A 24121-nucleotide genomic window follows, 5' to 3' on the forward strand; every position below is an offset into this window, starting at 1 on the left:
CTTAAATCCAATACGCGATTCGGCCGCGGAAGCGCGAAAGCAGATAGACTGAGATGCCGATGTTGAGAGCTGTGATCAATCCTACTGCGCAGTAGTTCTCTGTTGATGGCATCTCTCCCAGGAGCGGCGCGCGCGCCACCTGCAGAAGATGAAAAAACGGATTGTACCGGGTGATAAAGGAGTGCCCCTTCAGCGAGTCTGGCCGCCAAAAGATCGGTGTAAGAAAGAACAGAATTTGCACGGCTGAATTGATGACTTGCGGAATGTCGCGAAATCTCGCCGAGACCATTCCAATTGTCAGGCTTGCAAAGATCCCATTCACGACGATGGCTAAGAGGCCAACGATGGCCAAAAGGGCAACTGATCCGGGCCAAATTCTGAAATAGATGATGACGCCGAAATAGACAATGAGATTGTGTGCAAAAATGATCAACTTGGTCCAGTTGAAACGAAAAACATAGACCGAGAAAGGCAAGCTAATCTGCTTAATGTAGCACTCAGAGCCGGTGAACAGCGTTCCGCTCTCCGTCAAATAGCTCGACAGCAACGTCCAGACCAACATGCCGGAACAGAAAAACGGAATAAATCGGTCGACTTCCTGCTGAAAGAGCTCCGCATATACCACGCCCAAAGCGATGACCATGACCGCCATGCTGGCGGTCAACCAAAACGGGCCCAGCACGGAGCGCCGATACCGCTGAACGATCTCGTTCCAGCCCAACGACCCCCAAAGCCTCCAATGGGTTAGGCCATCTAGGAGGTCCAAGCGGGCGCTCTTGAAGCCTCGCGCGGTCGTCGTTGCCGGGAGGCGGACGTCGAAATGACTTCGATCAACAGACAATGGGTGCATCGGCTTGCTCAGTTACTTTTGCGGCGTACGGACGTTGTCTCAAGATTGCAAAGACGTTTGGTCTGAGATTGTTCGCATCAATCATGCCGTCGGCTCGCGGTGGTGAATCTGGACGTTATGCGCGCTCGAACTGGAGGCGTCTTCGCCAAAGGGGCGCTCCTCAATCACCGAACAATCAACGCGTGCCACATATTGTTCTTTCCATGGCTTTCGGCGTCGCGGAGGAAACGCGAGCTCAAAGGAGGTTGTCGCGTCATTGGCGAGATTGTCGTTGTGGAAGGGATCACGCGACAGCTCCCGCCTCCATGTTTTGAGCATGTAGGCGGTCTCGCTTCGCAAATCTTTCGAATGTTCTTCGCGCGAGTCGGAGTTATCCCGCCTGGATTGATGATGATAGAGCTCCGCATGCGGGGTCCAGATGTTCCGGTACCCGCGGCGTCTGAGTTTTAGACAAAGGTCAACATCATGAAAGGCATTGGGCAGGTTGATTTCATCCAGCTCGCCAACCTGTTCGTACACCGATCTTCGTACAAGGAGACAGGCTCCAGTTACGGCGGAGACTTCGGAGACCAGCGCGTTCCGACCGAAATACCCGGCCGCCTCCCGGCGCAATCGATAATTGAACGGCTTGGCAATACCGGGAAAGCCCAGTGCCAACCCACCATGTCGAACGCGGCCATCCGAATAGATCAGCTTGGCCCCAACCGCACCCACGTCGTCTCGAACCGCCCATGAGACCATTTCGGAAAGCCAGCCTGGATTGATGACCTCAATATCATCACTCAACAAACCGAGTACTGCTCCGTTCGCCAGACGGGCCGCCATATTGATCATCGCGGAATAATTGACCGGCCCGTTGTACGTGAGGATACGCATGCGGGGAACTTCACTGCGCCTTTGAAGCAGCGACTGGGCTTCCGTAGATCGGCTTTCGTGGTCGACCACGAAAAGCTCAAGATCGGGGTAGTCGGTTTGCTCGAGGAAGCTTCTTGCGTAAGCGGCACGCAGGCCTGATCCGTCGAGCGTCGGCACAATGAGTGTGACGGTCGGCGCCTGTGTTGGAGGCTGTCGGCGAACCCGCACCCAATCAGGCAAAACCGGATGTTGTTCCGCGACGGCATTCTCATGACCTCTCTGCAGGTGCTCGTCGATGGCCAGTCGAGCGGCTTGCGCACACCGCGCAGGTATTGCTTCGGAGAACGAGCGCGCGCCAAATTCGCGACGCCAGTGATAAAGGACCGTTGGAATATGGTGAATGCGATCGGGTGAGGTCGATTCAATACAGCGCAGCGCGAGATCGTAGTCTTGACTACCCTCAAAGCCCAATCGAAATCCGCCGACTTTCTCCACGAGAGAGCGCCGATAGACTCCCAGATGACTAATGAGGTTATGGCCTAAGAACAGTTCTTTGTTCCAGTCCGTCTTGAAATATGGAGTCTGACGGCGACCTCGCCGATCGATCTGATCTTCATCGCTGTAGATGATATCAAGATCGGAGCGGTCATTGAGCGCCACGACAACTTCATAAAGGGCGTGCGAAGGCAGCAGGTCGTCTTGATCCATCAAGGCGACGAACTCACCTTGAACGAGCGATAACGCAGAATTGGAGGCAGCCGAAATGTTGCCGTTAACAGTTCGCCGGACCAGTTTGATTCGGGGATCTCGCGTCGACGCTTCCAGCAAGGCTTGTACCTGGCGGTCTGGCGATGCATCGTTGGCAATGCACAGCTCCCAATTGGGGTACAGTTGCTCGCGAACGCTTTCAATTGCTGCACGGAGAGCCCATGTCGGCGGGTTATAAACCGGCATAACGACGGACAGTAGGGGCTTGTATCGCAACACGTCTAGATGACGACGGATCGCGTCAATATCGGACGGCGTCAGCGTGTCGTATTGTTGCACCCAGCTCTGGTATCGCCGATTTTGGAGTTGGTTCGTAACCTTGAATAGACGTTTGAGCGGCGAGCGCATCCAGTTGGGCAGCCGACGCGCGCGCGACCTCAAATAGTCAAGCTGGTCATCTGAAGCGAGTTTGTCGAACACTGTCTTGCTGGCTCTCTATGCTGGATCCAATGTTCCAGTGTCAGCTGTGGCCGTCGGCGACGCCGACGATGTAGCGCGCGTAGTCACCTTTTCCCAACGTTCCGGCTAGCCGCATCAACTGGTCGCGATCAATGAACCCCTGTCCGAAGGCAATCTCCTCCGGGCACGCAATTCTGAATCCCTGACGTCGCTCAAGCACGGAAACAAATTCTGCGGCCGTGAGCAGGCTGTCGGGCGTTCCGGCGTCAAGCCACGTGAAGCCGCGACTCATGCGCTCGACGGCAAGCTGTTCCCGATCGAGGTACGCCCTATTCAGATCGGTGATCTCCAGCTCGCCCCTAGCCGAAGGCCGTATATCTGCTGCCAGATGGACAACCTGCGGGTCGTAGAAATAAAGTCCCGTCACGGCAAAGTTGGACTTTGGTTGTCTTGGCTTCTCCTCAAGAGAATTGGCCTTACCGCTCTCATTAAAAGTGATGACCCCGTAACGCTCAGGATCCGAAACCTGATAGGCGAACACCGTGGCGCCGTTTGTGCGTGAGCGTGCGTTGGCAAGCAGCGCGGGAAGGCCGTGCCCGAAGAAAATGTTATCGCCGAGGATAAGCGCTGAATTGTGCCCTTCCACGAACGTCGCACCAATAATAAAGGCTTGCGCCAGCCCCTCAGGCTTTGGCTGCGTCATATACGACAGTGACAGCCCCCATTGATTTCCATCTCCAAGAAGGGACTGAAACAACGGAAGGTCGTGGGGTGTTGCGATGATCAAAATGTCTCGAATACCTGCGAGCATCAGGGTTGTAAGGGGGTAGTAGATCATCGGCTTGTCGTAGACCGGCAGAAGCTGCTTGGATGTCACTGCCGTCATTGGATAAAGGCGTGTACCGTTGCCCCCGGCAAGGATGATTCCCTTCATAGTTCTTTCCCCTCATGCGAAATGCGGTCCAAGCAGGCCGAGATGGATGATGGTGTCGGTGGCAAGCTGATCTCGAAAAGTGAGCGCAATCTTTCAGTCGACAGCTGTGAATTGGCAGGCCGTACGGCTGCAGTCGGATATTGCGCGGACGAAATGGTTTCGACTGCGGCCGATGGACCCGCTCGTTTCGCGCTTTCGCGAAAAATCAGACCGGCAAATTCATGCCACGTCATAGCGTCTAACCCGGCGAGGTGGGTAATCCCGCTATATTGCTGCTGCCATTGTCTCAACCGTCTGGCCATTGAGACGATCGAGGCGGCGATGTCGGGTGCATAGGTCGGGCAGCCCCGTTGATCGCCCACCACGCGAACGCACTCTCGTTCCGCGCCGACCTTCAGCATAGTGCGAACGAAATTGTGTCCAAACGGCGCATAAACCCAAGACGTCCTCAAGATCACGTGGCGGGGATTGGCCGCGGCGACAGCAAGTTCGCCCTCCAGTTTGGAGCGTCCGTAAACGCCTTGCGGATTAGGTTGGTCCGTCTCTCCGTAAGCGCCCGGCTTTTTCCCGTCGAAAACGTAATCAGTGGAGAGATGAATGATGGTCGCACCAACCGCGTTTGCCGCCTTCGCGACCTCGCCGGCCGCGTCGCGGTTTATGGCATAGGCTAGATCGGATTCCGTTTCCGCCCGATCAACAGCTGTGTAGGCAGCCGGATTGATCACGATATCCGGCCTGAACGACATAATTGCACTGGCCAAGGACTTGGGCCGCGTGAGATCGAACTCGGGCCGCGCCGCAAAACCAAAGACCGCGTCACTCGCGGACGCAGCCAACTCTCTGAGGGACCTTGATACTTGTCCCTTCGTCCCGATCACGTAGAGGCGCACGATGCTCACCCTCTTACGAGACCGAGACGTTCGCCGGCATATATCTTCTCTCGTAAGGGCTGCCACCAATGTTCGTTTAGCAGGTACCAACGGACTGTTTTCGCGAGTCCGGCTTCAAATGTTTCTTGCGCCTGCCAACCCAACTCATGTTCGAGCTTTGAGGCGTCGATAGCATAGCGGCGGTCATGACCCGGCCGGTCCGGCACAAATTGGATGAGCTCGTGATGCGACTGGTCAGTTGGCCGCAGTATGTCCATCCACGAGCAAACTTGGCGCACCACATCGATGTTCTGGCGCTCATTTCTGCCGCCGATATTGTAGGTCTCGCCTGGTCGTCCGCCCTTCAAAATGAGGCCCAGCGCGCGCGCATGGTCTTCCACATGGAGCCAATCGCGAACATTCGAGCCGGTCCCGTATACCGGAAGCGGCTGGCGATTCAGGGCATTAAGGATCATCAATGGGATGAGCTTTTCCGGGAAATGATAAGGGCCGTAATTGTTCGAACAATTGGAAACGATCACCGGCAAGCCATACGTGCGATGCCAGGCCTTCGCGAGATGATCTGATGCGGCCTTGGTTGCGGAGTAAGGAGAGCTTGGATCGTACGGCGTAGCTTCCGTGAATAGTCCGCTCGCTCCGAGCGAGCCATAGACTTCATCAGTCGATACGTGGACAAAACGAAAGTCTGCCACGTTTTGAGATGAGAAGTACCGCCGGGCAGCTTCGAGCAAGGCGAAGGTTCCGACCACATTGGTTTGCACAAAGACATCAGATCCTGAAATCGATCGATCAACGTGGCTCTCAGCGGCCAAGTGAATCACGCCATCGGGGTGATATTTCGAGAACAGGGCGTCGACGGCCTCGGCATCGCAGATGTCCCGCTGCTCAAAATGATAGCGCGGATTGTTGGCAATGGGTGCCAACGACGCCAAGTTCCCCGCATAGGTTAGCCTGTCCACCACGACCACTTCGTAGCCGAGCTCTAAAACGAAATGACGGCAAACCGCCGACCCTATAAAGCCGGCACCGCCCGATACCAGAATGCGCATTCAATTGCTCAAGCTTCGGTAGCTGAAAGGCGGGGTTGGGCCAGCCCGTCTTGGCTGCCGTTGTCCTTTGACAAAGGAGATCACTGCACGGAATCCTGCAATCAACCTCGAATGCGAGATCTCGAGCGATGGCGCGATCGCACCAAAGTGAATAGTTCGTCGGTTACCTTGCATATGCCGGCCGTGGGTGTCGATTTCCGTACACATGCGGGAAGCTTTAAAGGAGTGCCAGTCCCATTTGAGATAGGGAGCCCCTCATTTATCGCGCTCACCTTTCGCCGAAGGCCGGCCGCTCGGCCTATCGGAAAAAGTTCTCTGGCCGAGATGAAGTGTGCGAGTTGGCGTTGTCCAAGGTCTACGCTCTTAGGTGCGGCTCAAACGCGTCACGATCTTGAACGGCGTCATCCGAGAAGGTGCCTGCTCATTGAAGTGCCCGATTGTTGCGCGAGCGACGCCGAATATCGGCTTTATGGCAGCCCATTCAAAATCGGTGAGTCCATAACGTATAATTCGAGCGCCCAGTTTGGGGGGTGAATCACCAGCGCGCGGCCAAAAGCAACACTCCGGCCCGGCCCTGTGCTGCTTGCGGGCGCGCGCACCGACGTGATCCCCGTGTCTGGACGGTCAATCAGGGAGTGGCGGTGCAAGCGGCCGGGGGAGCAACGCGCTCCGCGCTAGAAGGCGTGTGGGAAATGGCAATGCGCCGCTGGCCTAGCGAAGGATCTTCCTGACGCATCCCAAATGGGACGCGCGGGGAGTTTATTCCACTGCTATGTGCCTCGCCGGGATTCCTAGTCTGGCGTGTGGCCTCGCTGCGCCGATCGACGATAATCCCGTTGAGCGATTGGCAGGAGCGCGCAGCTGGATGCGTCGACGTCTGCGACCCGAGAATGACAACACCTGCTCTGAAATGGGCTTTATCGTTTGACCGTCGATCGTTTGACTGACATCACGCTCGGGCTCGACAGCAGGGCTGGCAAGAACAACGAAGTCCGTCAGCTCCTCGTGGATTTTCCATCGCGAAACCATACTGGATCATCATCCTCGCCTCGTCGACCCCGGGAAGAGTTGCCACTCTGAGTTTCCAGGTTGGGAGATTGTAGAGCGGTTAGCTGGAATTTGGCGGTGATGGAAATTGTAATCGCCTCTTAGCGCTTCCTTCCAAAGAAACACAGTCGGCCCGATCACGACATGGCCGATCGATCCGCTTCATAGGCCTCAGCGCGAGCGCAGCCGCCCGCTTGGGACACGGTACTCAATATGCAGATAATGTCCGATGTTCTACTTTATTCTCGGCGATTTGTGACGGAAGCGTCGCTCGCCTGCACAACGTGGAGCGGCCCAGAAGTAGGCCGCGCACACAGTTTGAGGCTCCGGAATGTTGACATCGTCGTGCTTGCGCTTGTGGCCGGACTACCTTGGTCGACCAGCCTAACCAGTATACTTGGACTAGTCCTCTTCTTTGGCATTTTGACAACGATCCGCTCCGAGCGGATGCTCGCTACGATCAGTCGTCCCGCTGGCGCCCTGCCGCTGGCTCTCGTATTGCTAGCGGCGATAGGGGTCATCTGGGCCAACGAAGTACCCTGGCCAGAACGGCTCAGTGCTTTGGGGAAAATGACCAAGCTACTGCTGCTCCCGCTCCTGTTGTTCCACTTCCAATCCAGTGCGCGCGCTAAATGGGTGTTCGCGACCTTCGTAGTCTCGAACGTGATTCTGCTGATCTACTCGTTCGTTGCATCGACGATGCCGGAATTGGCGATTGTTCAAAGAACCGGTGGCTTCGGCGTTCCCGTGAGAAATTACATTGACCAAAGCCAGGGGTTTTCGCTTGTTGCCGTGGCTTTGGCAGGCCTTGCATTTGAGGCGGCGTCTCAGCAGAAGCGCTATTGGGGTGTGGCGCTGGGTCTGGTCAGCGTCCTGTTCTTTGCTAACCTTGCCTTTATCAACGTCGCTCGAACAGCGTTTTTCTATTTGCCGATCATGCTGGTTCTCCTGGCCATACGTTACTCAAGCCAACGAACTGCGTTGGTCGCCGTCATCGGTGTCTGCATCTTATGCGGAGCGTTGTGGCAGGCATCTCCCAATCTGCAACGAAAAGTCTCTGCGATTTTCACAGAATTGGATGCGTTCCAGCCAAATGCCCAAATTGGAGAGAAAGAACCTTCGGCAGCTGAAAGGCTCGAATTTTGGCGCAAGTCAATTCAGTTCATCGAAAGAGCTCCGGTCCTGGGCCATGGGACTGGTTCGATCCGACATCTTTTCGGGCAAGAATCGATCGGGCGAACTGGAATATCGGCCCTCGTTGTAAGCAATCCTCACAATCAGACGCTTGCTGCCGCGGTTCAATGGGGCAGCATCGGTATCGTCGTTGTCTGGGCGATGTGGATATCGCAGGTGCAGCTGTTCTGCAGCAGGGCCCTTGTTGCCTGGATCGGAATGCTTGCGGCAGTGCAGAATATTGCGAGCTCGGTTTTCAATTCGCACCTGATGGACGCGTACGAAGGCTGGCTTTACGTATTGGCGGTTGGGATTGCTGGCGGAGAACTGTTGCGGATCGAGGGGCGTAAGCGGGCCCGGCTGGAGTCCGCCATCGCGCCTGCTTCGCGCTAAGTAGGGCAAAAGCTATCCGCATCCGCGCCACGCCCAAAGATCTCTACGATTTTGGGACGTTCCGGCGCGGACCCGTTCATTTTAAAAATGCTTTGGTGGAAGGCTCTTCAACATGGCTTCGGCGCGATGGCCTGCGCAATGGTGGCCTGGCGCGCGGCGAAACCGCGCATCCTCGCCCTAGCGATAATTGAAGGCGCACAGCGCGCGGATCGGTTGTCGTCACCATCAACGACCGTGGCCCCTTGGTGTGCGGCCGCGTATTGCGCCTGGCGCGCGCGCCGGCCGCACGAACTCGGCTTCGTCGGATCTGGTGTGGCGCGGGTTGAGGCCGCAGTCATCGAATGAATTTCTGCGCTCGGTTGGCATTCGTGAACGCCGACTATGCAACACGTCCTGTGCAAAAGCGATTTTGCGAACCGCGCTGCCAAATGCGCTCAGCCCTGCAGCTCAAGTTTACATCTGCAGGATGTCGCGCGCTTCGTACGCCAGGTCGCAATCAAGCCCGCTGAATGCGACCCCGTCGATTGGCCATGCTGGCGCCTCGTCGCCTCTCAAAGGCCGACCGCTTCCAACGCCGTCTTGAACATCGAGTCGATGGGATTGGAATCGCTAAACGACCGAAAGCCGGGTTGAAACATCGACCTATCCGTCGGTCTCGATAAGGCAGGCTGCCCTGTCTGCAAGGGCCCAGCCCATGCCGGGTCGCAACCCATCCTCCCCTCTCGGCCGCTTCAAACAGGCGCCACCCATGGTTCGCGTTACCATTCATTGATCCAGATTCGCATTTCGCCTTCGCCACGGTTGGCCCAGCTGAACCACGGAATGAATGTCAACCGCTGCGATTCCCGCTGTCCAGGCACTTTATCGTAGTGATAAAGCGGTGCTTCCTCAGAGTGTCTGTGCTGCAAACGAAAGCCCTCAGCCTGCAGCAAGAACTTGCCGGCGAGAAGACCAGTGCCTTCGCTAAGCGAAAACCGGCTATCTTCATCAAGCCAAACATTGTGGAGCTCCGGCCCGTTGTCGACTTCTTCCAGACAATAAACCAGAGGACCCCGCTGAATAGCCACTTTGCCGGCCAAGTGGCGAAGTTGCGGATGACCATACACGCGGCGTACCGGCATCGGCAGCAGCAATTTGAGGCGATCGCCCTGTTGCCACGTGCGGTGAATGTGCAAATAGCCTTTGCGCGACTCGCAATTGACGACCTCGCCGTTCAGCCTGGCCTCCGGCGCCGTGCACCATTCCGGCAGTCGCAGGGCGATCGTGTGCGTGATTGGCTGGTCCGATTCTACGAAGATCTCTACACAGTCCTCCCAGGGATAGTTGCCGCTCACGCGCAGGCGCAGCGTATGTTCTCCGACCGGCAGCGCCAGGCTGTTACCAATGTAGAGATTGACATAGAGCGCGTCGGGACGTGCCGTATAGATGTAATGGCCAATTGATGTGAAAAGGCGCGCAATGTTCGGCGGACAGCAGGCGCAGCCAAACCAGGGCTGTCGCACCGGTGTGACATGACTGTAGATGCGGTTGGACCGCAGCGTTTTGGGATGAACTTCGAGTGGATTGACATAGAAAAAGTGGCGTCCATCCAAGGCGATACTGCCCAGAACGGTGTTATAGAGCGCGCGCTCCATCACATCGGCATAGTGACTGTCCGCTTCCATCTCGAGCATCCGGCGGGCGAACATTATCAGGCCAATCGACGCGCAGCTTTCCGCGTACACAGTATCATTCGGCAGATCGTAGTCGCTACTGAACGCTTCGCCGGCACTTTGCGAACCGATACCGCCGGTCACATAGATCTGCCGCTGCACCATGTTTTGCCATAGCCGCAGGCAAGCTTGGCGTTGCTGCTCGTTCTGAAGTAAACGCGCCAGATGGGCAACCCCAGTCATGAGGTATACAAAGCGAACCGCGTGACCTGTTGCGGTTCGCTGCTCCGAGACTGGCAAGTGCGCCTGGCTATAGGCTTTATCTTTCACCACCAGGGGCGTGGCGTGTGATTTGCGGTGACGGGATCGCTTCTCATACTCTATGTCGTAGAAGTGCGGCTCGGTGCCGCGTTGCTCCACGAAATAATTGGCGAGTGTGAGATATCGGCGCTCCTGGGTCACTTCGTAGAGGCGTGCCAATGCAAGTTCGATTTCCGGATGAGCATCATAGCCGTGTAACTGATGGTGCTCTGGCCCAAAATCCGCGGCGATACGGTCGGCTAGCCTGCAGACGACCTCCAGCAACCGCCGTTTTCCAGTAGCCAGAAAGAAAGCGACGCCAGCTTCAATCAAATGGCCGGCGCAGTAAAGCTCGTGGCATTCGCTTAAGTTGCTCCAGCGCTCCCCAGGCGCCTTTACCGTGAAGTAAGTGTTCAGATAGCCGTCGCCGCACTGCGCGGCCGCAATCAGTTCAATCAGGTCATCGGCGGTTTTCTCCAGTTCTGGATTGGAGGTTTGGCACAGCGACCAGGCGACCGCTTCCAGCCATTTCGCGACATCACTGTCCTGAAAAACTGTACCGCAGAACTCGCCCTTTGCTCGGTTGGCGGCGATCCGAAAGTTCTCTATCGCATGGCTCGCTGTGACTTCTGGAATACGATCGTTCAGCGCCTCCCACTGATAAGGAATCGTCACGTCCCTCACCAATTGCTGGCATTTTCCAATAAGCGGATCCGTGATCGTTAAGTCATGGAGATTGACTTCCGTAACCGTCGGCCGATTCATCTGCCTCTCTTTCGTGTTGGATGCACAGGCTCATAGGTCACGAAAGCCTGTGCGAGATCGTTGTTGAGATATCCGAGGCGCGAATTGGTGACCCCAGCACGTCCTGCCCGCTTTGGTCAGCTCATTTCGCGTTCGTCGGAACCGCGGCGTGACGAGCGATTGAAGTGTCTCTTTGGTCATGCAATCTGAACCAGCGGCGGAGAGTGAACTCACCTTCGTCGAACAGAATGGGACGTTCTATGACGCTCGACGCGAACGACATTGTCGATCTCCGTACATCGTGCTGACCAGCACGCTCAAACAGTCAAGACAGCAATTTCCGTGCCGGAACGGGCGCAGATTGTCCGCAACAATCACGTCGTCGGTGTCCACCAGTCCATACCGGGTTCAATGTGGATTCTGTGCGCCACCTTTGGCGCGGATGGATTTTCGCTCCGCCTTGCTGATGCTCGAGTTCCGGCGGGACGCCACGCGCTTCGTGGTTCTGGCCGCCGTCAGAGAGCCCACGATCGCGTGGCTGCCTACAGCATGGCCTTCGAATGCAAGCAGGGCACGCGTGAACCGCTACACCGCCTTCATGAAGGCGCTTGAGCAGCTTCGCGTCCATCGCCCATCAGACCATGGGGCGCTGGCGTTGCAGACCAGGACATCGCCGCTCCGAAACCCCGAATGGTCTTCGGTGACGTAGGCGATCGCTCGTTCGCGTACAGCCGCGCTCTGCGCGAGCTTCTCGGGAATCTCGACGCGCGTCAGATTGGAGCTTCAGCCTGTAGCTCTCCATTCAGATGCGGCCCCGTAGAGCTCCGCTGTGTCGAACTTGGAGGAAGCGATTTACCCCTCGCGCCAGCCGCCACTTCGCCGGTTCGGGTCGGCGCCGCGACAAGTCCGTGATCAGGCCGGACTCGGAATCGATGATCCCGACGACCTTGATCTGGGTGAATTCGAGCACGGCGCTGCCGTCGTTGAGGACGCTGGGCTTGCGTCCCTCGACGATGCGCAGGTTGGGGCGTGGGCGGTGATCGATCATTGGGTCATTATAGAACATAGCAAGAACAAAAGCAAGCGGGTCGGATCCGATATCGCCCCGCTCACCGAGTCTTTTCGACGGCACTGTTCTTTCCCGCCTCTGTGTTCATGCCCTTGGGAGCCGCTCATGAACTGCGCGGAAATTCTGCTCAAGAATTTGGTCGACCCGCTTTCTATTCTTTGCCTTCAACGAGCCGCCGCGCGTCGATCGGAAGAGTGCGATTACACCGATCGCTCAGGGCTATTCCGGTTCGCCACAAATATCGGGGCCGGGGACCTGCGGACCTTTTAATCGGTACGACGTGCCAATCCACTCAACGGCATGTTCGCCGGAAAGCGTTATGCGGGCCAGATTTGTGCCTTCCTCGGGGCGCGCCCGCAGATGGCGGGCCGGGCTTTACTCGCTGCGCTCACCGAGTCTTGGGTCTCGGTCCCATCGGGTGACAATCCCTTCTGTAATCCGAACTTGAAGATCAAGCTCTTTTCCAGGGCTTCACGTCTCGTTTTGGGATAAAAGCGACCCAGTCGGGATCGAAACGTTGAATTCTCGCTTTGATCTGTAGCAGTCACGCCGCCTTTTGCGCTTCTGCTTCTGCTCGCACATCCATCCATCTAATACCACCGCCGCAGCCGCGCCTAGCAATTGCGCGACGACGAACGCGACGACCCCGCCGGGAGCGATACCAGCGAATGTATCCGACAGCGACCGAGCAATCGTCACGGCTGGATTGGCAAAGGAGGTTGAGGCCGTGAACCAGTAGGCGGAAGTAATGTAGAGACCGACGGCGTACGGGATGGCCGTGGGCGTGCGCGCCGCACACCCGAATATCGTAAGCAGCAGCCCGAAGGTCGCAACGGCTTCGGCAAGCCATTGCGCGGCCCCGGTCCGCTGCGTCAGCGAAACCTGCAGGACCGGAAGTTCATACATCAGATGTGCCGTCCAGACACCTGCGATGCCGCCGACGATCTGAGCTGCGATATAAATCGGCGCAGCGGTCCATGGTAGCTTGTTACGCCAAGCCAGAGCGAGCGTCACGGCCGGATTGAAATGCGCGCCGGAGATAGGGCCGAAGACGAGGATGAGAACGACAAGGATTGCGCCAGTCGGAATGGTGTTGCAGAGAAGTGCAAGCGCGATGTTTCCGCCCGCCAGCTTCTGCGCCATGATCCCTGAGCCAACGACCGCTGCGAGCAGGAATGCGGTGCCGAGCCATTCGGCAACGATGGAACGGGCGAGCGACGGCATCAATGGCGTTCCCTTACCCGCGTCGCCCCTTCAATCTCGCCGATTGCGCGGAGCTTGCTCGAGAGGCTGAGTTCGTCAAGCGAGCGCAGCGGCAATGATGTGAAGATACTGATGCGCTGATTGAGGAGACGATATGCTTCCTTGAAGGCCAGCGCGACTTCGGCCGGAGTGCCGGTGGCTTCCGCGGGATCAGGGATACCCCAGTGTGCCGTCATCGGCTGGCCGGGCCAGACTGGGCAGACTTCCTCTGCGGCGTTGTCGCAGACGGTGATGACAAAATCGAGTTTCGGTCCCTTGAGGAACTCAACCCAGGACTTTGAACGAAAACCCCTGGTGTTATAGCCCAGGCTGCGCAACAGTCGTAACGTCTCAGGATGGACTCGGCCCTTCGGCTGACTACCAGCGCTGTAGGCGCGGAATTTTCCCGCTCCAATCCTGTTGAGGACCGCTTCCGCAATGACCGAGCGCGCCGAGTTGCCGGTGCAGAGAAACAAGACACTGTATGGGTGATCGGCCATCTCGAATGTCCCTAGTTGCAGCAGGCCGTGGCTTCCTTCGCAACCGGCTGCGGCGCGCGGCACGCGCTCTGCTTCTCATGCGCGATCCGCACTGCGTTCTCGCCCGTGCCGTCGCCATAGACCGTGCTTTCGCCTGTCGTATGGAAGGTCTCCCAGGCGATGCCAGCGGGATCATCGATCCAGGACTTCTCAGATTTGGCGTAGCAGCAGGTCGTCTGGCCCTGCTCGACGACCTCACCGCCCGCCTGCCGCAGGCGCTCATAAACCTCGTGTAGTTCCTCCGTGTTCTCCACCTGGATGCCGAGGTGATCGAGGCCGGGTTCGCGCCCGCGCGTCGAGATCGCGAAATTGACGCGCGGATCGTCCAGCGTCCATTTCGCGTAGTCAGACTTCGCCACCGATGGCTGCGCTGCAAACAGTGCGGAATAAAATTGAATGGAATGGGGAATGTCCGCGACCGAGACATGAACATGGAGACGCTTCATGGGCTATCCTTTCAGGATGGGACTCTCGTGCGTGTGCGGGCGGACTTGCATACCGCGGCCGGCGCGCAGGACACCCCGCCGCAGCAATTTTCAGTGAGAAAAGCGATCAGCGCGTTCATGACCTCAAAACGCGCGGCATAGATGATCGAGCGGCCGTCGCGCCGAGAGCTGACGAGACCGGCGGTCCGTAGCCGGTCAAAGTGAAACGTCAGTGTGTTTGGCGCGACACCGAGCGCGTCAGCAACGGCACCAGCCGGCATGCCGTCCGGCCCTGCCCCTACGAGCAAGCGGAATACATCGAGGCGATTATCCTGCGCGAGCGCGGCCAGCGCACTCACAGCATCTGTCTTTTCCATAATTCAACGATTATTGAATTGACGATCAAATGTCAAGCAACGATAGATAAGTGGCATGTATGGAGACACGACCTCCATCGGGGGGATTGCCATTCCCTCGACCGATCCAGCGTTTCTTGAAGTGACTGTGGGCCTGCATATCCCGCTCGGGATCGCTTGCGTTCTCGCAGGGGTGGTCGCGCTGCTCTTACAGAAGCGCCGGGGGCGTCATTCTACGTTCGGTACGATCTACTTCTGGTGCCTGCTCGCGTTGTTCGCCTCCGTGACATTTCTCTCGATCATGCGCTGGAGCGAAAATTATCACCTGTTCGTTCTGGGAGCTTGTTCCTTCGGCTGCGCATGGTTTGGTCGCTCGGCACTTCGGCTGCGTTGGAGACATTGGATCAGATTACACATGACTGGAATGAGCTTGTCTTATGTCCTGCTGGTGATCGCTTTCTATGTTGACAATGGAAAGCAACTGCCAATCTGGAAAGATCTTCCGCACGTCACGTATTGGCTGCTCCCTCTCCTCGTCGCGGCACCGCTGCTCCTACGGGCGCTCCTCTACCATCCCTTAGTGCTTGCGGCCCGCAAATCTTGATCAAATCCGGCGCTGGTCGTGATGGCAAATGAGATTTATCGCTTTGCCGGCGCTCCGTTCCGTCGGTCACGCTCTACTCGCAGGCATACGCCCGCGACCGGAGCCGCGAAGCGTCTCCGCCCCTTGGGTAACGATCGTTGCCGCCTAGGACTTCTGCCTGGTCCGCGCTTCTGTTCGGAGTCGACCATTGGGTCGCTCCATGATGGCCTCCGGCGAGGCGAGGTCGTCCAAGCTCACAAACGTGCTTGAATCCGCACAGGGATCGAAGCAGACTGACCTGCCCCACGTCCTCGGCAGAGCAGACGGCTACGCCGGAATGACACTCGCTCGCGGGGCGGGCGGCTGGCCGAAGTGAAACTCTGTGCCAGCCACCCACATACGATGCATGATGATAGCCAACTTTCTCGCGACTGCTACGCATGCTTTCTTCATGCCTATGCGCTTGGCGAGTTGTGAGGTTGCCCTCGCCGACAGAGCCGCCCCTGGCCTTCTCAAGGGCGATCGGACGGCAAGCGGTACGCCCCTGCAATGGCAGAAGTCACGGCTATTTTCCGCCGGCGCGTTCCGCGCCTTTGCATCGCGAACAAAATAGCCGTGCCTCTACCATCCTTCGCTCTGCTTCGGCCCTCCGCTTCGCTTCGGGTTCTGGTCCGTTCCGCCCGCCGTCAGGTGATCGCCACGAAGGCCGCGATGGGCGCGGCCGATTCGGCCAAAGGACCTCACCCATGACGACCGACCACCACAACCCTCATTCCGAGCTACCCCATGCTTCGTCCCCGACCGATCACGTTCTCGCTGAACTTCAGCTCTTCGGTTTCCATCCCTTACAGGATGAGCCCGATCCACGGCCGCTTCCCGAAAGCAAGGCCATCACCGGCGCCATCGCCGACATCTTCGATGCGTTAGTCTCGACCCTGAATGACACGCGCCTCGAACCGGACCTTCAAGACTTGCTGTGGTCGACCGTCAATCTCTTTCATCGTGCAGCGGACCGCATTGAACGCCAGCTCGATGCCAACGAGCAAGCGCAGCAGAGGAGCCAGCGCGAGCAAAACGGCTCGGAAGTGCGATCCGTCGAGCTCGAACGGCTCACTGCCCAGGGCATCACGCTCATCGAACGCCGCAATACCATGGAACTCCTCCGCGATCAGGCTGCCGAATATTTCGAAGTCCATACGGGTTCGCCTTGGCGGCCGCGCTCCGGCTCAGTCGTCAGCCATCGTAACCTCACGGCCGCGATGATCGACAGTCGCGATTTTATCGCTGCCAGGCGTCGGGCCGAAACCGAGGTCATGCTTCCACCCGGACCAAAGATCGCGTTCACCGGTGGGCTCGATTTCAATGACGTCTCGCTCGTCTGGGATCGGCTCGACAAGGTCCGCGCGAAACATCCCGATATGGTTCTGCTCCACGGCGGCTCGCCGAAAGGCGCCGAGTTGATCGCTGCAAAATGGGCCAACAATCGGAAAGTGCCGCAGATCGCCTTCAAACCGGACTGGACGAAACATGCGAAGGCCGCACCATTCAAGCGCAATGATGTGATGCTGGAGGTCATGCCGATCGGAGTCATGCATTTCCCCGGCACAGGCATTCAGGATAACCTCGCCGACAAGGCAAAAAAGCTTGGCATTCCGGTCTGGAGATTCGGCAGGGACGGCGCGTGAGCGCCGTCTTAGCGGGCGATAAAAGCGACGGGGCAGCAAATTGAACGGACCGATGTGGCGGGACTCAACGTGTGCATCAGACGGTGATTCGTTGGCAGCTCTCTACGATCCTTTGGAGTTCCACTATTGCGCTTGCCGTGATGCACAGAGAGTGCTTGCTCCGATTGCTGCCGTTCCGGGAAAGCAGACGCACGACGATGGCTAGGTGCAAAGCCATCCCGCGGTATTCATCGGTTACCTTCCGTCAGCCGGCCTCTGATTCGGATCACCTACCTAAGATTCCGTATACGAAACAGTGAGGTTTTCGCAGATCGACGCGAACGCCTTTTTCGCTTCCGCGTCCTCGAAACAAAACCGTGCCCCTTTGTCGCAGCGCTCAATCGACCAGTCCGCCTTGTGTCCTCGTGAAACGCGGGATGCCTCTTCGCGCAACTGATCTAATAGTCTTCCGTGGGCACGCACAATCACACAGTTTTCCATCTGAACGCTCATTGGAGAAGGCAACATAGGCGAGGCGATACATAGCCGGAAAGGCCCTGCTATAACAAATGCGAAGCTGCGGCTAGCCGCTGTCCAGTGTTTCCTCGGACACGATGTCCAAGCTCGAGCGCGTGTTTTTCTCGCTGGCCAGCCCTTTTGCGTTGAATTCCTGCAGCTACCGAGGATGTGCAGCGTAAAATTCCAGCCAGAGCCTTTGCTATTTTTTCGTCGGATAGCAGGTTTTGGTGCGCGCCTGGGCTGGGCGACTTCTAAAAAATGCGATTGATCGTGCTGGTCGCGTTGTTCCCCGTGATGGCTCAAATGTTTATTGGGGGTGGACGAATGCTTATCTGGCGTCGGTTGGGGAGAAGAATAACTGACGCGCCAATTTGTTTTCCGAAGCACTGGACGGCTGATCCGTGCATGATTGGCCTTATCCAGGAATGGCTGAAGGCGAACGTTTTAAGACCGGTTCGTGACCATTAGCCGCTTCACGGCGAACCGTCGCACTGCGCCTCGGTATGGCAGACGGTAAACCTTCAAGTTCCTCGGCTTCACCTTCAGCGGAGGTCCGCGCAATGGGCGCTTCGCTGAAGCGAAGGACTCGTGGCTCGCCGCAAGCGCGCGTTTCTGTGAAACACTCAAAATGGGAGTCGAGTGCTCAAAATGGCTCTGCTCGAATCCGTGCAGGGGCCATTAGCAATGATGGTCCCCACCGCGGATCTTTTGGCGCTCGCTTGCTCACCGAATCCGGCCGCTAGGAAGGCGAAACCGGACCGAGGTCGTGCGCAGTTCCATTACCAGACGAACTTCGCGCCGTCCGGTAGTTCGCAGACGAATTCGCCCTGGTTGACGACTTCGGTCGCCCCGACAGTCAGCTTGGAGGCCCGCACCGTGAGCTTGCCTTCGCGGCTGAGGCTGTGGCGAATGTATTCCGTCACCGGATGTCCCGAGCTGTCCACCGTTTGGTGCGCATTTGCAAAGCTGATGCCGTGCTGCGTGCTCACCCTGAAGGCGCTGATAACTAGTCCGCCCTGCACAGCCGGCCCGGGCTTACCGCCATCGATGGTGGTACAGCGGCTGAGATCCAGTACGAGCCTGACATCCTTGCCGGCCTGCAGGGCGCTGAGCACCTCGGCGTATTTCGGCGAGGGATCATCAGCCTTGGCGATCGTGCTCACGCTTGCAGCCAAAGGCAAGGACAACAGGATCGACAGGCCTCTCGCACTAAACTGCATATACTCTTCTCCTCCACAAGGGCCACTGGCTGCGCAAGCAGCAACCTGCCCGATGTCATATTCGCAAACAGCTTGGCGCATTCCCGACATCAGGCACGTTGTCCCTACGACAACATGTGCTGCCACCACACACAAGCGGCAGCGAGGCCAACCTAACGTCACAACCTCGTAGGTAAGGTTTACGAAGTAACGTCACGGGTTTGCGATATCCGATGCGCTGTCTAATCCCGGTAGTCGCAGTTGCGAGGGAGTGGAAACCTTTCGCATTGCGCCGGGGCGGCGAAATACCGCCGTCTGGTGCAGTCTCCGTCTGAAAAGCGCAGGTCTTCAAAAAGACGAGCACGAGGCAGGATCTCGAACTTTCATACCTAAGCTCTTTGATCTCATCATAGAGCATTGCAAGGTGGCAAATGATGCCGCGCGTCCGACGAACATCGCTCTGCAAAGCGGCTTAGGCACCGTTCAAGAATCTTAGCTTAAGGGGGGCGCTGCGAAATCATCGCGACATTGCTGATGGGACCCTACGTAATGATACGGAGGGCGGCTGTCGCACTTTCTTGATCTACGAATTGCATCTTCTTTTACATGACACCATACAGACCAATCTACGATCCGCATCTCTGGCGAGGTCGTGCGCAAGCAACGCGGACCAAAGCCGATTTGCTTGGGCCCGGCAAACCCAGAGACAGGCTTCTGAAAATCGCCGAGGAATACGACAGGCTGGCCAGGCACGCCGAGGAGTGCGGCCCCCACAGAGACGGTGAAGATCTGGATTCGCGTCGCGATTTCTGATCGTTCTCCGCTTTTCTCGACTAAACCCTCGAGTGGCTCGCTGCTAAGGCCAAGACAAGCGTCTTGGCCCGATCTCGGCCAAGTCTTTCGTACGCCGGTGCCTCGCCGGCCCGCGGACGCCTGGACGCTTAAGCGAAACTCACCGCATCATGCGCGTTGCCAATCCGCAACGTGCGCGCTCACCGGTGCAGATTGCTCGCAGTGCACACACTTTTGCCGATAACTGATTTCAGAACAGAGACGACGACCAAGAGGGGCAATCAGTATTGATTCAAGCCGAAAAATCCGTAGTCGACTACCTGCTCGCATCATTGACAATCAGCGCTCTGCAGAATCGGGTCGCTCCCACCCACGAACAGGTGATACATCATTTGGAACTTGCCTGCCATCGAGCAGGTCTTGTACGGACGCCAGCATCTATGATCCGGATATTGGAGCATATCTCACGCGAGATCAGTAAGGCAGAGTCGGTGTTGGAGTTCATCGGCCGCGGAGAGGGGCACCCACACTGAGTTGACGAATGAAGATCCTGATGCTCCTGGTCGTCATGCGATCTAAGCGGAAGGGATTGGCGGGCGGACTTGAGTTTTCGGTCTCGCAGCCCGTCCCGTCGTGATCTTTAGAGCGATGCAAAGTCATCTTGGCTTTGAGGCTGCCGCCGGTTTTGGGATGCCTTAAGGAAGCTGTCGCGAGCGCGGCGAGCCGCCACGGTCGCGAACGGGCTGTCGACCGGATGCTCTCCATGCTCGGCTCGCAATTCATGGGTAGGCGAGAAGCAGCGCCCAGCTATTCTCGATCAAGCATTCGACCACCTTGTCACCCTTGGCTCGCCACCCAAATTGGTGAGGTGGGTAGTTGCGAGGTGATGTCCGCGACATTCCAATCATCGATTGTGGAGATCCATCCGGCAGGACACGGTTTTTTGCAACGTTCGAATATGCCGAAAATTTCATTCAGTGACAGATCATTTTGCGAGTAACGGAACTTGCGAAGGGCGAAATGAGCTCCCAACTCAACAAGAGAGATTGTGGGTTAGAGAGATCGGTTTGGAATTGGTGAGGTCAGCTCGTGAGCGCCGTCTTATTCAACTAAAAGCTCACTCCGCGGCTAAATCTTTCTCGGGACCGCAATTGCCGCAGAAACAAATTTCATCTCCCATCCAACGCGGATTGTGTCTCGATTTTATCACGTTTTCGTTCTATACGTTAGGTTGCGCCGTGGTGGTGGTGGAAGGCGCAATCCGTACATCTATGAACGGGGACCACCACCGTGTTTGCCCTTGGACTTGCCCTCAATCTCGCTGGGCTCGGCCTTCTGTTGTGGCTGACCTTTGCTCTCGCAGTATATGCGCTCCCATTCTTCGTTGCAGTCAGCGCCGCTGTAATGGCGTTGGATCGCGGCGGCGGAATTGCTGGTGCGCTCATTGTCGGCATCATCAGTGCCGCCTTGACGCTCGTCATGAGTCAGCTTGCCCATTCCATGGCGCGGCTGATCTTCTTGCGAGGCATAATCGGCGCGGTTTTTGCCGTTCCGGCGGGAATTGCTGGTTACCATGTGACGCTCGCGTTATCGCAGATCGCCGTACCATGGCCGTTCTGGCGTGAGACCTTCGCTTGCGTCGGCGCAATCTTCATCGCCTGGAGGGCCTGGATGCAGATCGGTGTCTTCGAGCGAGGAGTGAAGCCGGGCGGGGTAACCAAATCAACCGGTCCTGACCGTCCGTGACGCCTGAGGAAACCTCCTTCCGCTACATCTGCGGTTGCTTTGCTCTAGCGGGGTGTCCAGGCCATCTCGTTGATGAAGCTCTCAGGACATGGCGGCCTTCGTTGCGCTCGATCCCGCTGTGCCGACCTCATTCGGCCCTTTATGCGTCGTCGACGATGGCTGTCGGCTGTGGTTGTTGCCCAACGGCAATGTCGCCTTTTCCCGCAGGCTCTTTCTTTCTCTACTTCGAAACCGGTCGCCTTCTTGTGCTGCATCGCGAGCTCTGCCACGTCTTTCCCGTTTAAGTCTGTGTTCGGCGCTCGGACGCACCTCGCCTCGTTGGCTTGATCTGGCCGAAGACCGGCTGCGCCTCGATCGTCTGAGCCGCAACGCCGTCGGTTGAGACTTTCTTCCCCTGGGCTACGCCCATTCCTCGCGAGACAAGAAAGTATCCCCGCCGGCGTCCTCCGCTTAACGCTCCGGCCCGCGGGAAGAGGCTGGGTGCGTCGCCGATCGTCTTCGGCCGTCAGATCGCCATCGAGGCCGCGGTGGTCGCGGGGCTCGAAACAACTCAAGGAGAAGTCACATGGCTAGCATCGGTTCTTTCAAGAAGGTCGGCTCGGATTTCCAGGGCGAGATCGTCACGCTGAGCCTGCAGGCGAGGGGCGTCCGCATCGTCGCCGAGACCAACCGCTCAAACGACAACGCTCCCAGCCACCGTGTCTATGTGGGCCGGGCGGAGATCGGGGCGGCCTGGTCCAAGCGCTCCGAGGAAGGTCGCGACTACCTCTCGCTCAAGCTCGATGACCCCTCGTTCAACGCACCGATCTACGCGAACCTGTTCGAGGACGAAGCCAGCGAAGGCTACACGCTCCTCTGGTCGCGCCCACGCAAGACCGGCGAGTAATCTACCTCCACCTACGCCCCGCCCGATCTCCTCGGGCGGGGCGACATTGTTTTGAGCCGACAGGCGGAAAAGTGAGATGGGAGAATTATGTTGCAGCGAATCGCGACACCGACTTCGCTATTTTGCCTCCGCGATGGGAGACGAGTGTGTCTTCCGGGGGAGCATCTTAGCGTCCATGTTAACAACGAACTCGTGCTGTGAAAGGAAAAGTGGCCGCAGGAGCCGAAGTGCGCGCGACCTATTCCGGTCGGCCTGTTCTCCTGATTTTGGTCAGCTCGTTCGATCGGAACCACGCTGGGTAAGTTGATCCTTAAGCAGCTGCCGGCACCCTGAAGATCTTCAATGCGAAAATCAACGGGGCGAAGGCCAATAAGGCTCCAGTTGGCTCGTGCCATCGCTCCGCTCGACCATGCGCGGTCCTCGCCCTGACCAGAACCGATCGCTGGCGCGATGAAGACGCTGCCGCCACGGTCGATGATCACTTCAAAGCTTAATGCTGCGCGCCACGATGTGTCTTGAATATACCACGATACCCAAGATCAAAGCGCAAGCTCACTCACCGGCCACACCATCATATCGCCAGACGCTCGCCGTCGGCCTCGAGCCGCGAACCGCCTTCCTGGTGGCGCACCAGCTCGACGACATGGAGATCCATGCCCAGGTCGATGAGGCGGATATTGGACGCTTTGCCGACTTTATGCCGACCTCTTGCCTCATAGATCGATCGGGTCGAGTCGTGGTTGGAGCCCTGGTTGGCTGAACTCATCAAAATAGATTCAACGAGGTACGCAGGCGTCCGTCAGGCAGCTAGAGGCCAGCATCCCCACCTTCATCGCCTGCGCACAAAAATCCAAAACATTCAAATTGACCCTCGCGAAGCGACGGTAGCGAGAAAATATGGTCACCGAAAAGGGCGACGCTTCCCGACGATGACGGCGAGATCGTGCCGAAAGCCGAGCGCGACAACTAACTTCGCCATGACAAACATGGGTCCGACCAATAGATGGCTAGGATTGTCGACCATTGCCGGCCGCCGGCGCTCGAACACCGAGTGCCCAATGATCAGCGATGCAACGCCGAGCACAATCAGGGCGGCAGTAAGCGACCACATCCCGACGGTCGTCACATGGTTGAGGATCACGGCCGCAGCTCCAAGCAATGCGATCACAGCGCCAAGGATCGCGGCGCCAAGCTCGAAGTCGAGCACGAACCAAAGGATCAGCACAGGCGCGAGGGCGATGGCCGCCACGCTGATGTGGATCCCGAATAGTGTGATGACCCAACGGCTGAGCGGAAGACTGACAGCCAGAAACAAGAACAGGATGCCGAAGACGTGCATCGCGCAATTCCAGGGGGCGCGATGATACTCTACGTAATCCGCGAGCAGCCGATGGAAAGAGGAGTTCATGCCGCACTCGCCTTGCTGGCTGTGTCCGCGGCCACGGCACGATTCATCGTCTGCCAAACCCATCTGCTGGCTCACTGTCAAAAAGCGTTTTCGGTGCTTACGCGCAGGAAAGCCTCGCGTCAAATCTACCAAAAACGTCATACTTGATAGATTCGTGTAACTTGTTCTTTCGATGACTTGAATATGTTCGATGACGCAAACGGCGAAGGCCACAGGCTCGTTTCGTCTTCGCCGGGCAAGACCGCGGAGTAAGCTTGGTGCGCGCGCTCGAGCCGCGAGGAAGCAACACTCTTTGAAGCCGACAGCATGGCACCGGCAACCTCGGTTTTCTCGTTCCGATCCGCGTGGCGGGACGGCCAGAGCTCGTCCGATTGGAACTTAACGAAGCCGCCTCATCTGATCGGACTGCCGGAAACGGACTTAGTCGTGCAGGGCCGTCGGCAAGTCGGCGGCTTGGTGAGAATAGAGGAGGGGTCGTCAAATTCGAAAGTAGCGGAGAGACCCACGTGCCGGCAGGCAGCCAATTCAAGTTCTGGAATTGGCACCGCCGCGGGTGCGCCCGGACGGCGTGGCGAGAGCGCTCTTGTACGGCAGAGTGCCGGCAATTCGGGCCATGAGTTGCCGCAGCCACCGGTGGGC

20 protein-coding genes and 1 pseudogene are annotated in these 24121 nt (G+C 57.7%); 6 read left to right on the forward strand and 15 right to left on the reverse strand.

Going from position 1 to position 24121, the window contains the following annotated elements:
• Position 1: 1 nt before the first annotated feature.
• The 5 genes from SO140_RS32615 to rfbB all read right to left on the reverse strand — a co-directional run bounded on the left by SO140_RS32615 (position 2) and on the right by rfbB (position 5745).
• Positions 2-721 (reverse strand): ABC transporter permease, encoded by a 720-nt coding sequence (locus SO140_RS32615; protein ID WP_498543591.1) that lies wholly within the window; start codon positions 719-721, stop codon positions 2-4.
• Positions 722-931: 210 nt separating this feature from the next.
• On the reverse strand, positions 932-2893 hold the full coding sequence (locus SO140_RS32620) for a glycosyltransferase family 2 protein (protein ID WP_498543592.1): 1962 nt from the start codon (positions 2891-2893) through the stop codon (positions 932-934).
• 40 nt (positions 2894-2933) lie between these two features.
• Positions 2934-3806 carry a glucose-1-phosphate thymidylyltransferase RfbA gene (gene rfbA / locus SO140_RS32625; RefSeq protein ID WP_449382410.1) on the reverse strand — a complete coding sequence of 291 codons (873 nt, stop codon included), beginning with the start codon at positions 3804-3806 and terminating at the stop codon, positions 2934-2936.
• Complete coding sequence (gene rfbD, locus SO140_RS32630; RefSeq protein ID WP_498543593.1) at positions 3803-4696, reverse strand: dTDP-4-dehydrorhamnose reductase; 894 nt, start codon at positions 4694-4696, stop codon at positions 3803-3805. Before rfbD ends, rfbA begins: the two co-directional genes overlap by 4 nt.
• A gap of 5 nt (positions 4697-4701) precedes the next feature.
• On the reverse strand, positions 4702-5745 hold the full coding sequence (gene rfbB / locus SO140_RS32635) for a dTDP-glucose 4,6-dehydratase (RefSeq protein WP_498543594.1): 1044 nt from the start codon (positions 5743-5745) through the stop codon (positions 4702-4704).
• 1617 nt (positions 5746-7362) lie between these two features.
• Between rfbB and SO140_RS32640 the strand changes: the two genes are divergently transcribed.
• On the forward strand, positions 7363-8358 hold the full coding sequence (locus tag SO140_RS32640; RefSeq protein ID WP_498543595.1) for an O-antigen ligase family protein: 996 nt from the start codon (positions 7363-7365) through the stop codon (positions 8356-8358).
• Between the two features lie 51 nt (positions 8359-8409).
• Positions 8410-8703, forward strand: coding sequence for a hypothetical protein (locus SO140_RS32645; protein ID WP_498543596.1), 294 nt, complete (start codon positions 8410-8412; stop codon positions 8701-8703).
• Between the two features lie 413 nt (positions 8704-9116).
• Here SO140_RS32645 and SO140_RS32650 read toward each other — a convergent pair whose 3' ends face one another.
• The 6 genes from SO140_RS32650 to SO140_RS32675 form a co-directional block, all read right to left on the reverse strand.
• Positions 9117-11075 carry a glycoside hydrolase family 127 protein gene (locus SO140_RS32650; protein ID WP_498543597.1) on the reverse strand — a complete coding sequence of 653 codons (1959 nt, stop codon included), beginning with the start codon at positions 11073-11075 and terminating at the stop codon, positions 9117-9119.
• 781 nt (positions 11076-11856) lie between these two features.
• A complete protein-coding gene (locus tag SO140_RS32655; protein WP_498543598.1) occupies positions 11857-12102 on the reverse strand; it encodes a hypothetical protein in 246 nt (81 codons plus the stop codon).
• Positions 12103-12594: 492 nt separating this feature from the next.
• Positions 12595-13347: an MIP/aquaporin family protein gene (locus SO140_RS32660; protein ID WP_498543599.1), complete on the reverse strand. Its 753-nt coding sequence runs from the start codon at positions 13345-13347 to the stop codon at positions 12595-12597.
• Positions 13347-13865: an arsenate reductase ArsC gene (locus SO140_RS32665; RefSeq protein ID WP_498543600.1), complete on the reverse strand. Its 519-nt coding sequence runs from the start codon at positions 13863-13865 to the stop codon at positions 13347-13349. The genes SO140_RS32660 and SO140_RS32665 overlap by 1 nt, the downstream gene beginning before the upstream one ends.
• Before the next feature lie 11 nt (positions 13866-13876).
• The gene (locus SO140_RS32670) at positions 13877-14350 is read right to left on the reverse strand and encodes an ArsI/CadI family heavy metal resistance metalloenzyme (RefSeq protein WP_498543601.1); all 474 of its coding nucleotides are present in this window, start codon (positions 14348-14350) and stop codon (positions 13877-13879) included.
• Between the two features lie 11 nt (positions 14351-14361).
• Positions 14362-14706 (reverse strand): ArsR/SmtB family transcription factor, encoded by a 345-nt coding sequence (locus tag SO140_RS32675; RefSeq protein ID WP_449382419.1) that lies wholly within the window; start codon positions 14704-14706, stop codon positions 14362-14364.
• Positions 14707-14761: 55 nt separating this feature from the next.
• On the opposite strand from SO140_RS32675, the gene SO140_RS32680 reads away from it, so the two are divergent.
• Positions 14762-15289 (forward strand): hypothetical protein, encoded by a 528-nt coding sequence (locus tag SO140_RS32680; protein ID WP_498543602.1) that lies wholly within the window; start codon positions 14762-14764, stop codon positions 15287-15289.
• Between the two features lie 306 nt (positions 15290-15595).
• Here SO140_RS32680 and SO140_RS32685 read toward each other — a convergent pair.
• Positions 15596-15742: pseudogene (locus SO140_RS32685) on the reverse strand (IS110 family transposase); the annotation flags it as partial.
• Positions 15743-16014: 272 nt separating this feature from the next.
• Here SO140_RS32685 and SO140_RS32690 point away from each other — a divergent pair.
• Positions 16015-16953: a DUF2493 domain-containing protein gene (locus SO140_RS32690; RefSeq protein ID WP_498543606.1), complete on the forward strand. Its 939-nt coding sequence runs from the start codon at positions 16015-16017 to the stop codon at positions 16951-16953.
• A gap of 1277 nt (positions 16954-18230) precedes the next feature.
• Here the strand turns inward: SO140_RS32690 and SO140_RS32695 are convergent.
• Positions 18231-18671, reverse strand: coding sequence for a VirK family protein (locus tag SO140_RS32695; protein ID WP_498543603.1), 441 nt, complete (start codon positions 18669-18671; stop codon positions 18231-18233).
• Positions 18672-20780: 2109 nt separating this feature from the next.
• Between SO140_RS32695 and SO140_RS32700 the strand changes: the two genes are divergently transcribed.
• Together SO140_RS32700 and SO140_RS32705 are read left to right on the forward strand one after the other, a co-directional pair.
• Complete coding sequence (locus tag SO140_RS32700; protein WP_498543604.1) at positions 20781-21188, forward strand: hypothetical protein; 408 nt, start codon at positions 20781-20783, stop codon at positions 21186-21188.
• Between the two features lie 565 nt (positions 21189-21753).
• Positions 21754-22074, forward strand: a complete 321-nt coding sequence (locus SO140_RS32705; RefSeq protein ID WP_498543090.1) for a DUF736 domain-containing protein — start codon at positions 21754-21756, stop codon at positions 22072-22074.
• A gap of 571 nt (positions 22075-22645) precedes the next feature.
• On the opposite strand, the gene SO140_RS32710 is transcribed toward SO140_RS32705, so the two are convergent.
• Positions 22646-22840, reverse strand: a complete 195-nt coding sequence (locus SO140_RS32710; protein WP_498542022.1) for a hypothetical protein — start codon at positions 22838-22840, stop codon at positions 22646-22648.
• Positions 22841-22975: 135 nt separating this feature from the next.
• Positions 22976-23695 (reverse strand): Mpo1 family 2-hydroxy fatty acid dioxygenase, encoded by a 720-nt coding sequence (locus SO140_RS32715; protein WP_498543605.1) that lies wholly within the window; start codon positions 23693-23695, stop codon positions 22976-22978.
• Between the last annotated feature and the right edge of the window lie 426 nt (positions 23696-24121).

Source organism: Bradyrhizobium sp. UFLA05-108, assembly GCF_059803455.1.

Coding starts and splice junctions, on each gene's coding strand:
- rfbA (WP_449382410.1), bottom strand. CDS start 3,806: ATGAAGGGAATCATCCTTGCCGGGGGCAACGGTACACGCCTTTATCCA.
- rfbB (WP_498543594.1), bottom strand. CDS start 5,745: ATGCGCATTCTGGTATCGGGCGGTGCCGGCTTTATAGGGTCGGCGGTT.
- SO140_RS32640 (WP_498543595.1), top strand. CDS start 7,363: ATGACCAAGCTACTGCTGCTCCCGCTCCTGTTGTTCCACTTCCAATCC.
- SO140_RS32650 (WP_498543597.1), bottom strand. CDS start 11,075: ATGAATCGGCCGACGGTTACGGAAGTCAATCTCCATGACTTAACGATC.
- SO140_RS32655 (WP_498543598.1), bottom strand. CDS start 12,102: ATGATCGATCACCGCCCACGCCCCAACCTGCGCATCGTCGAGGGACGC.
- SO140_RS32660 (WP_498543599.1), bottom strand. CDS start 13,347: ATGCCGTCGCTCGCCCGTTCCATCGTTGCCGAATGGCTCGGCACCGCA.
- SO140_RS32665 (WP_498543600.1), bottom strand. CDS start 13,865: ATGGCCGATCACCCATACAGTGTCTTGTTTCTCTGCACCGGCAACTCG.
- SO140_RS32670 (WP_498543601.1), bottom strand. CDS start 14,350: ATGAAGCGTCTCCATGTTCATGTCTCGGTCGCGGACATTCCCCATTCC.
- SO140_RS32675 (WP_449382419.1), bottom strand. CDS start 14,706: ATGGAAAAGACAGATGCTGTGAGTGCGCTGGCCGCGCTCGCGCAGGAT.
- SO140_RS32680 (WP_498543602.1), top strand. CDS start 14,762: ATGTATGGAGACACGACCTCCATCGGGGGGATTGCCATTCCCTCGACC.
- SO140_RS32690 (WP_498543606.1), top strand. CDS start 16,015: ATGACGACCGACCACCACAACCCTCATTCCGAGCTACCCCATGCTTCG.
- SO140_RS32695 (WP_498543603.1), bottom strand. CDS start 18,671: ATGCAGTTTAGTGCGAGAGGCCTGTCGATCCTGTTGTCCTTGCCTTTG.
- SO140_RS32705 (WP_498543090.1), top strand. CDS start 21,754: ATGGCTAGCATCGGTTCTTTCAAGAAGGTCGGCTCGGATTTCCAGGGC.
- SO140_RS32710 (WP_498542022.1), bottom strand. CDS start 22,840: ATGAGTTCAGCCAACCAGGGCTCCAACCACGACTCGACCCGATCGATC.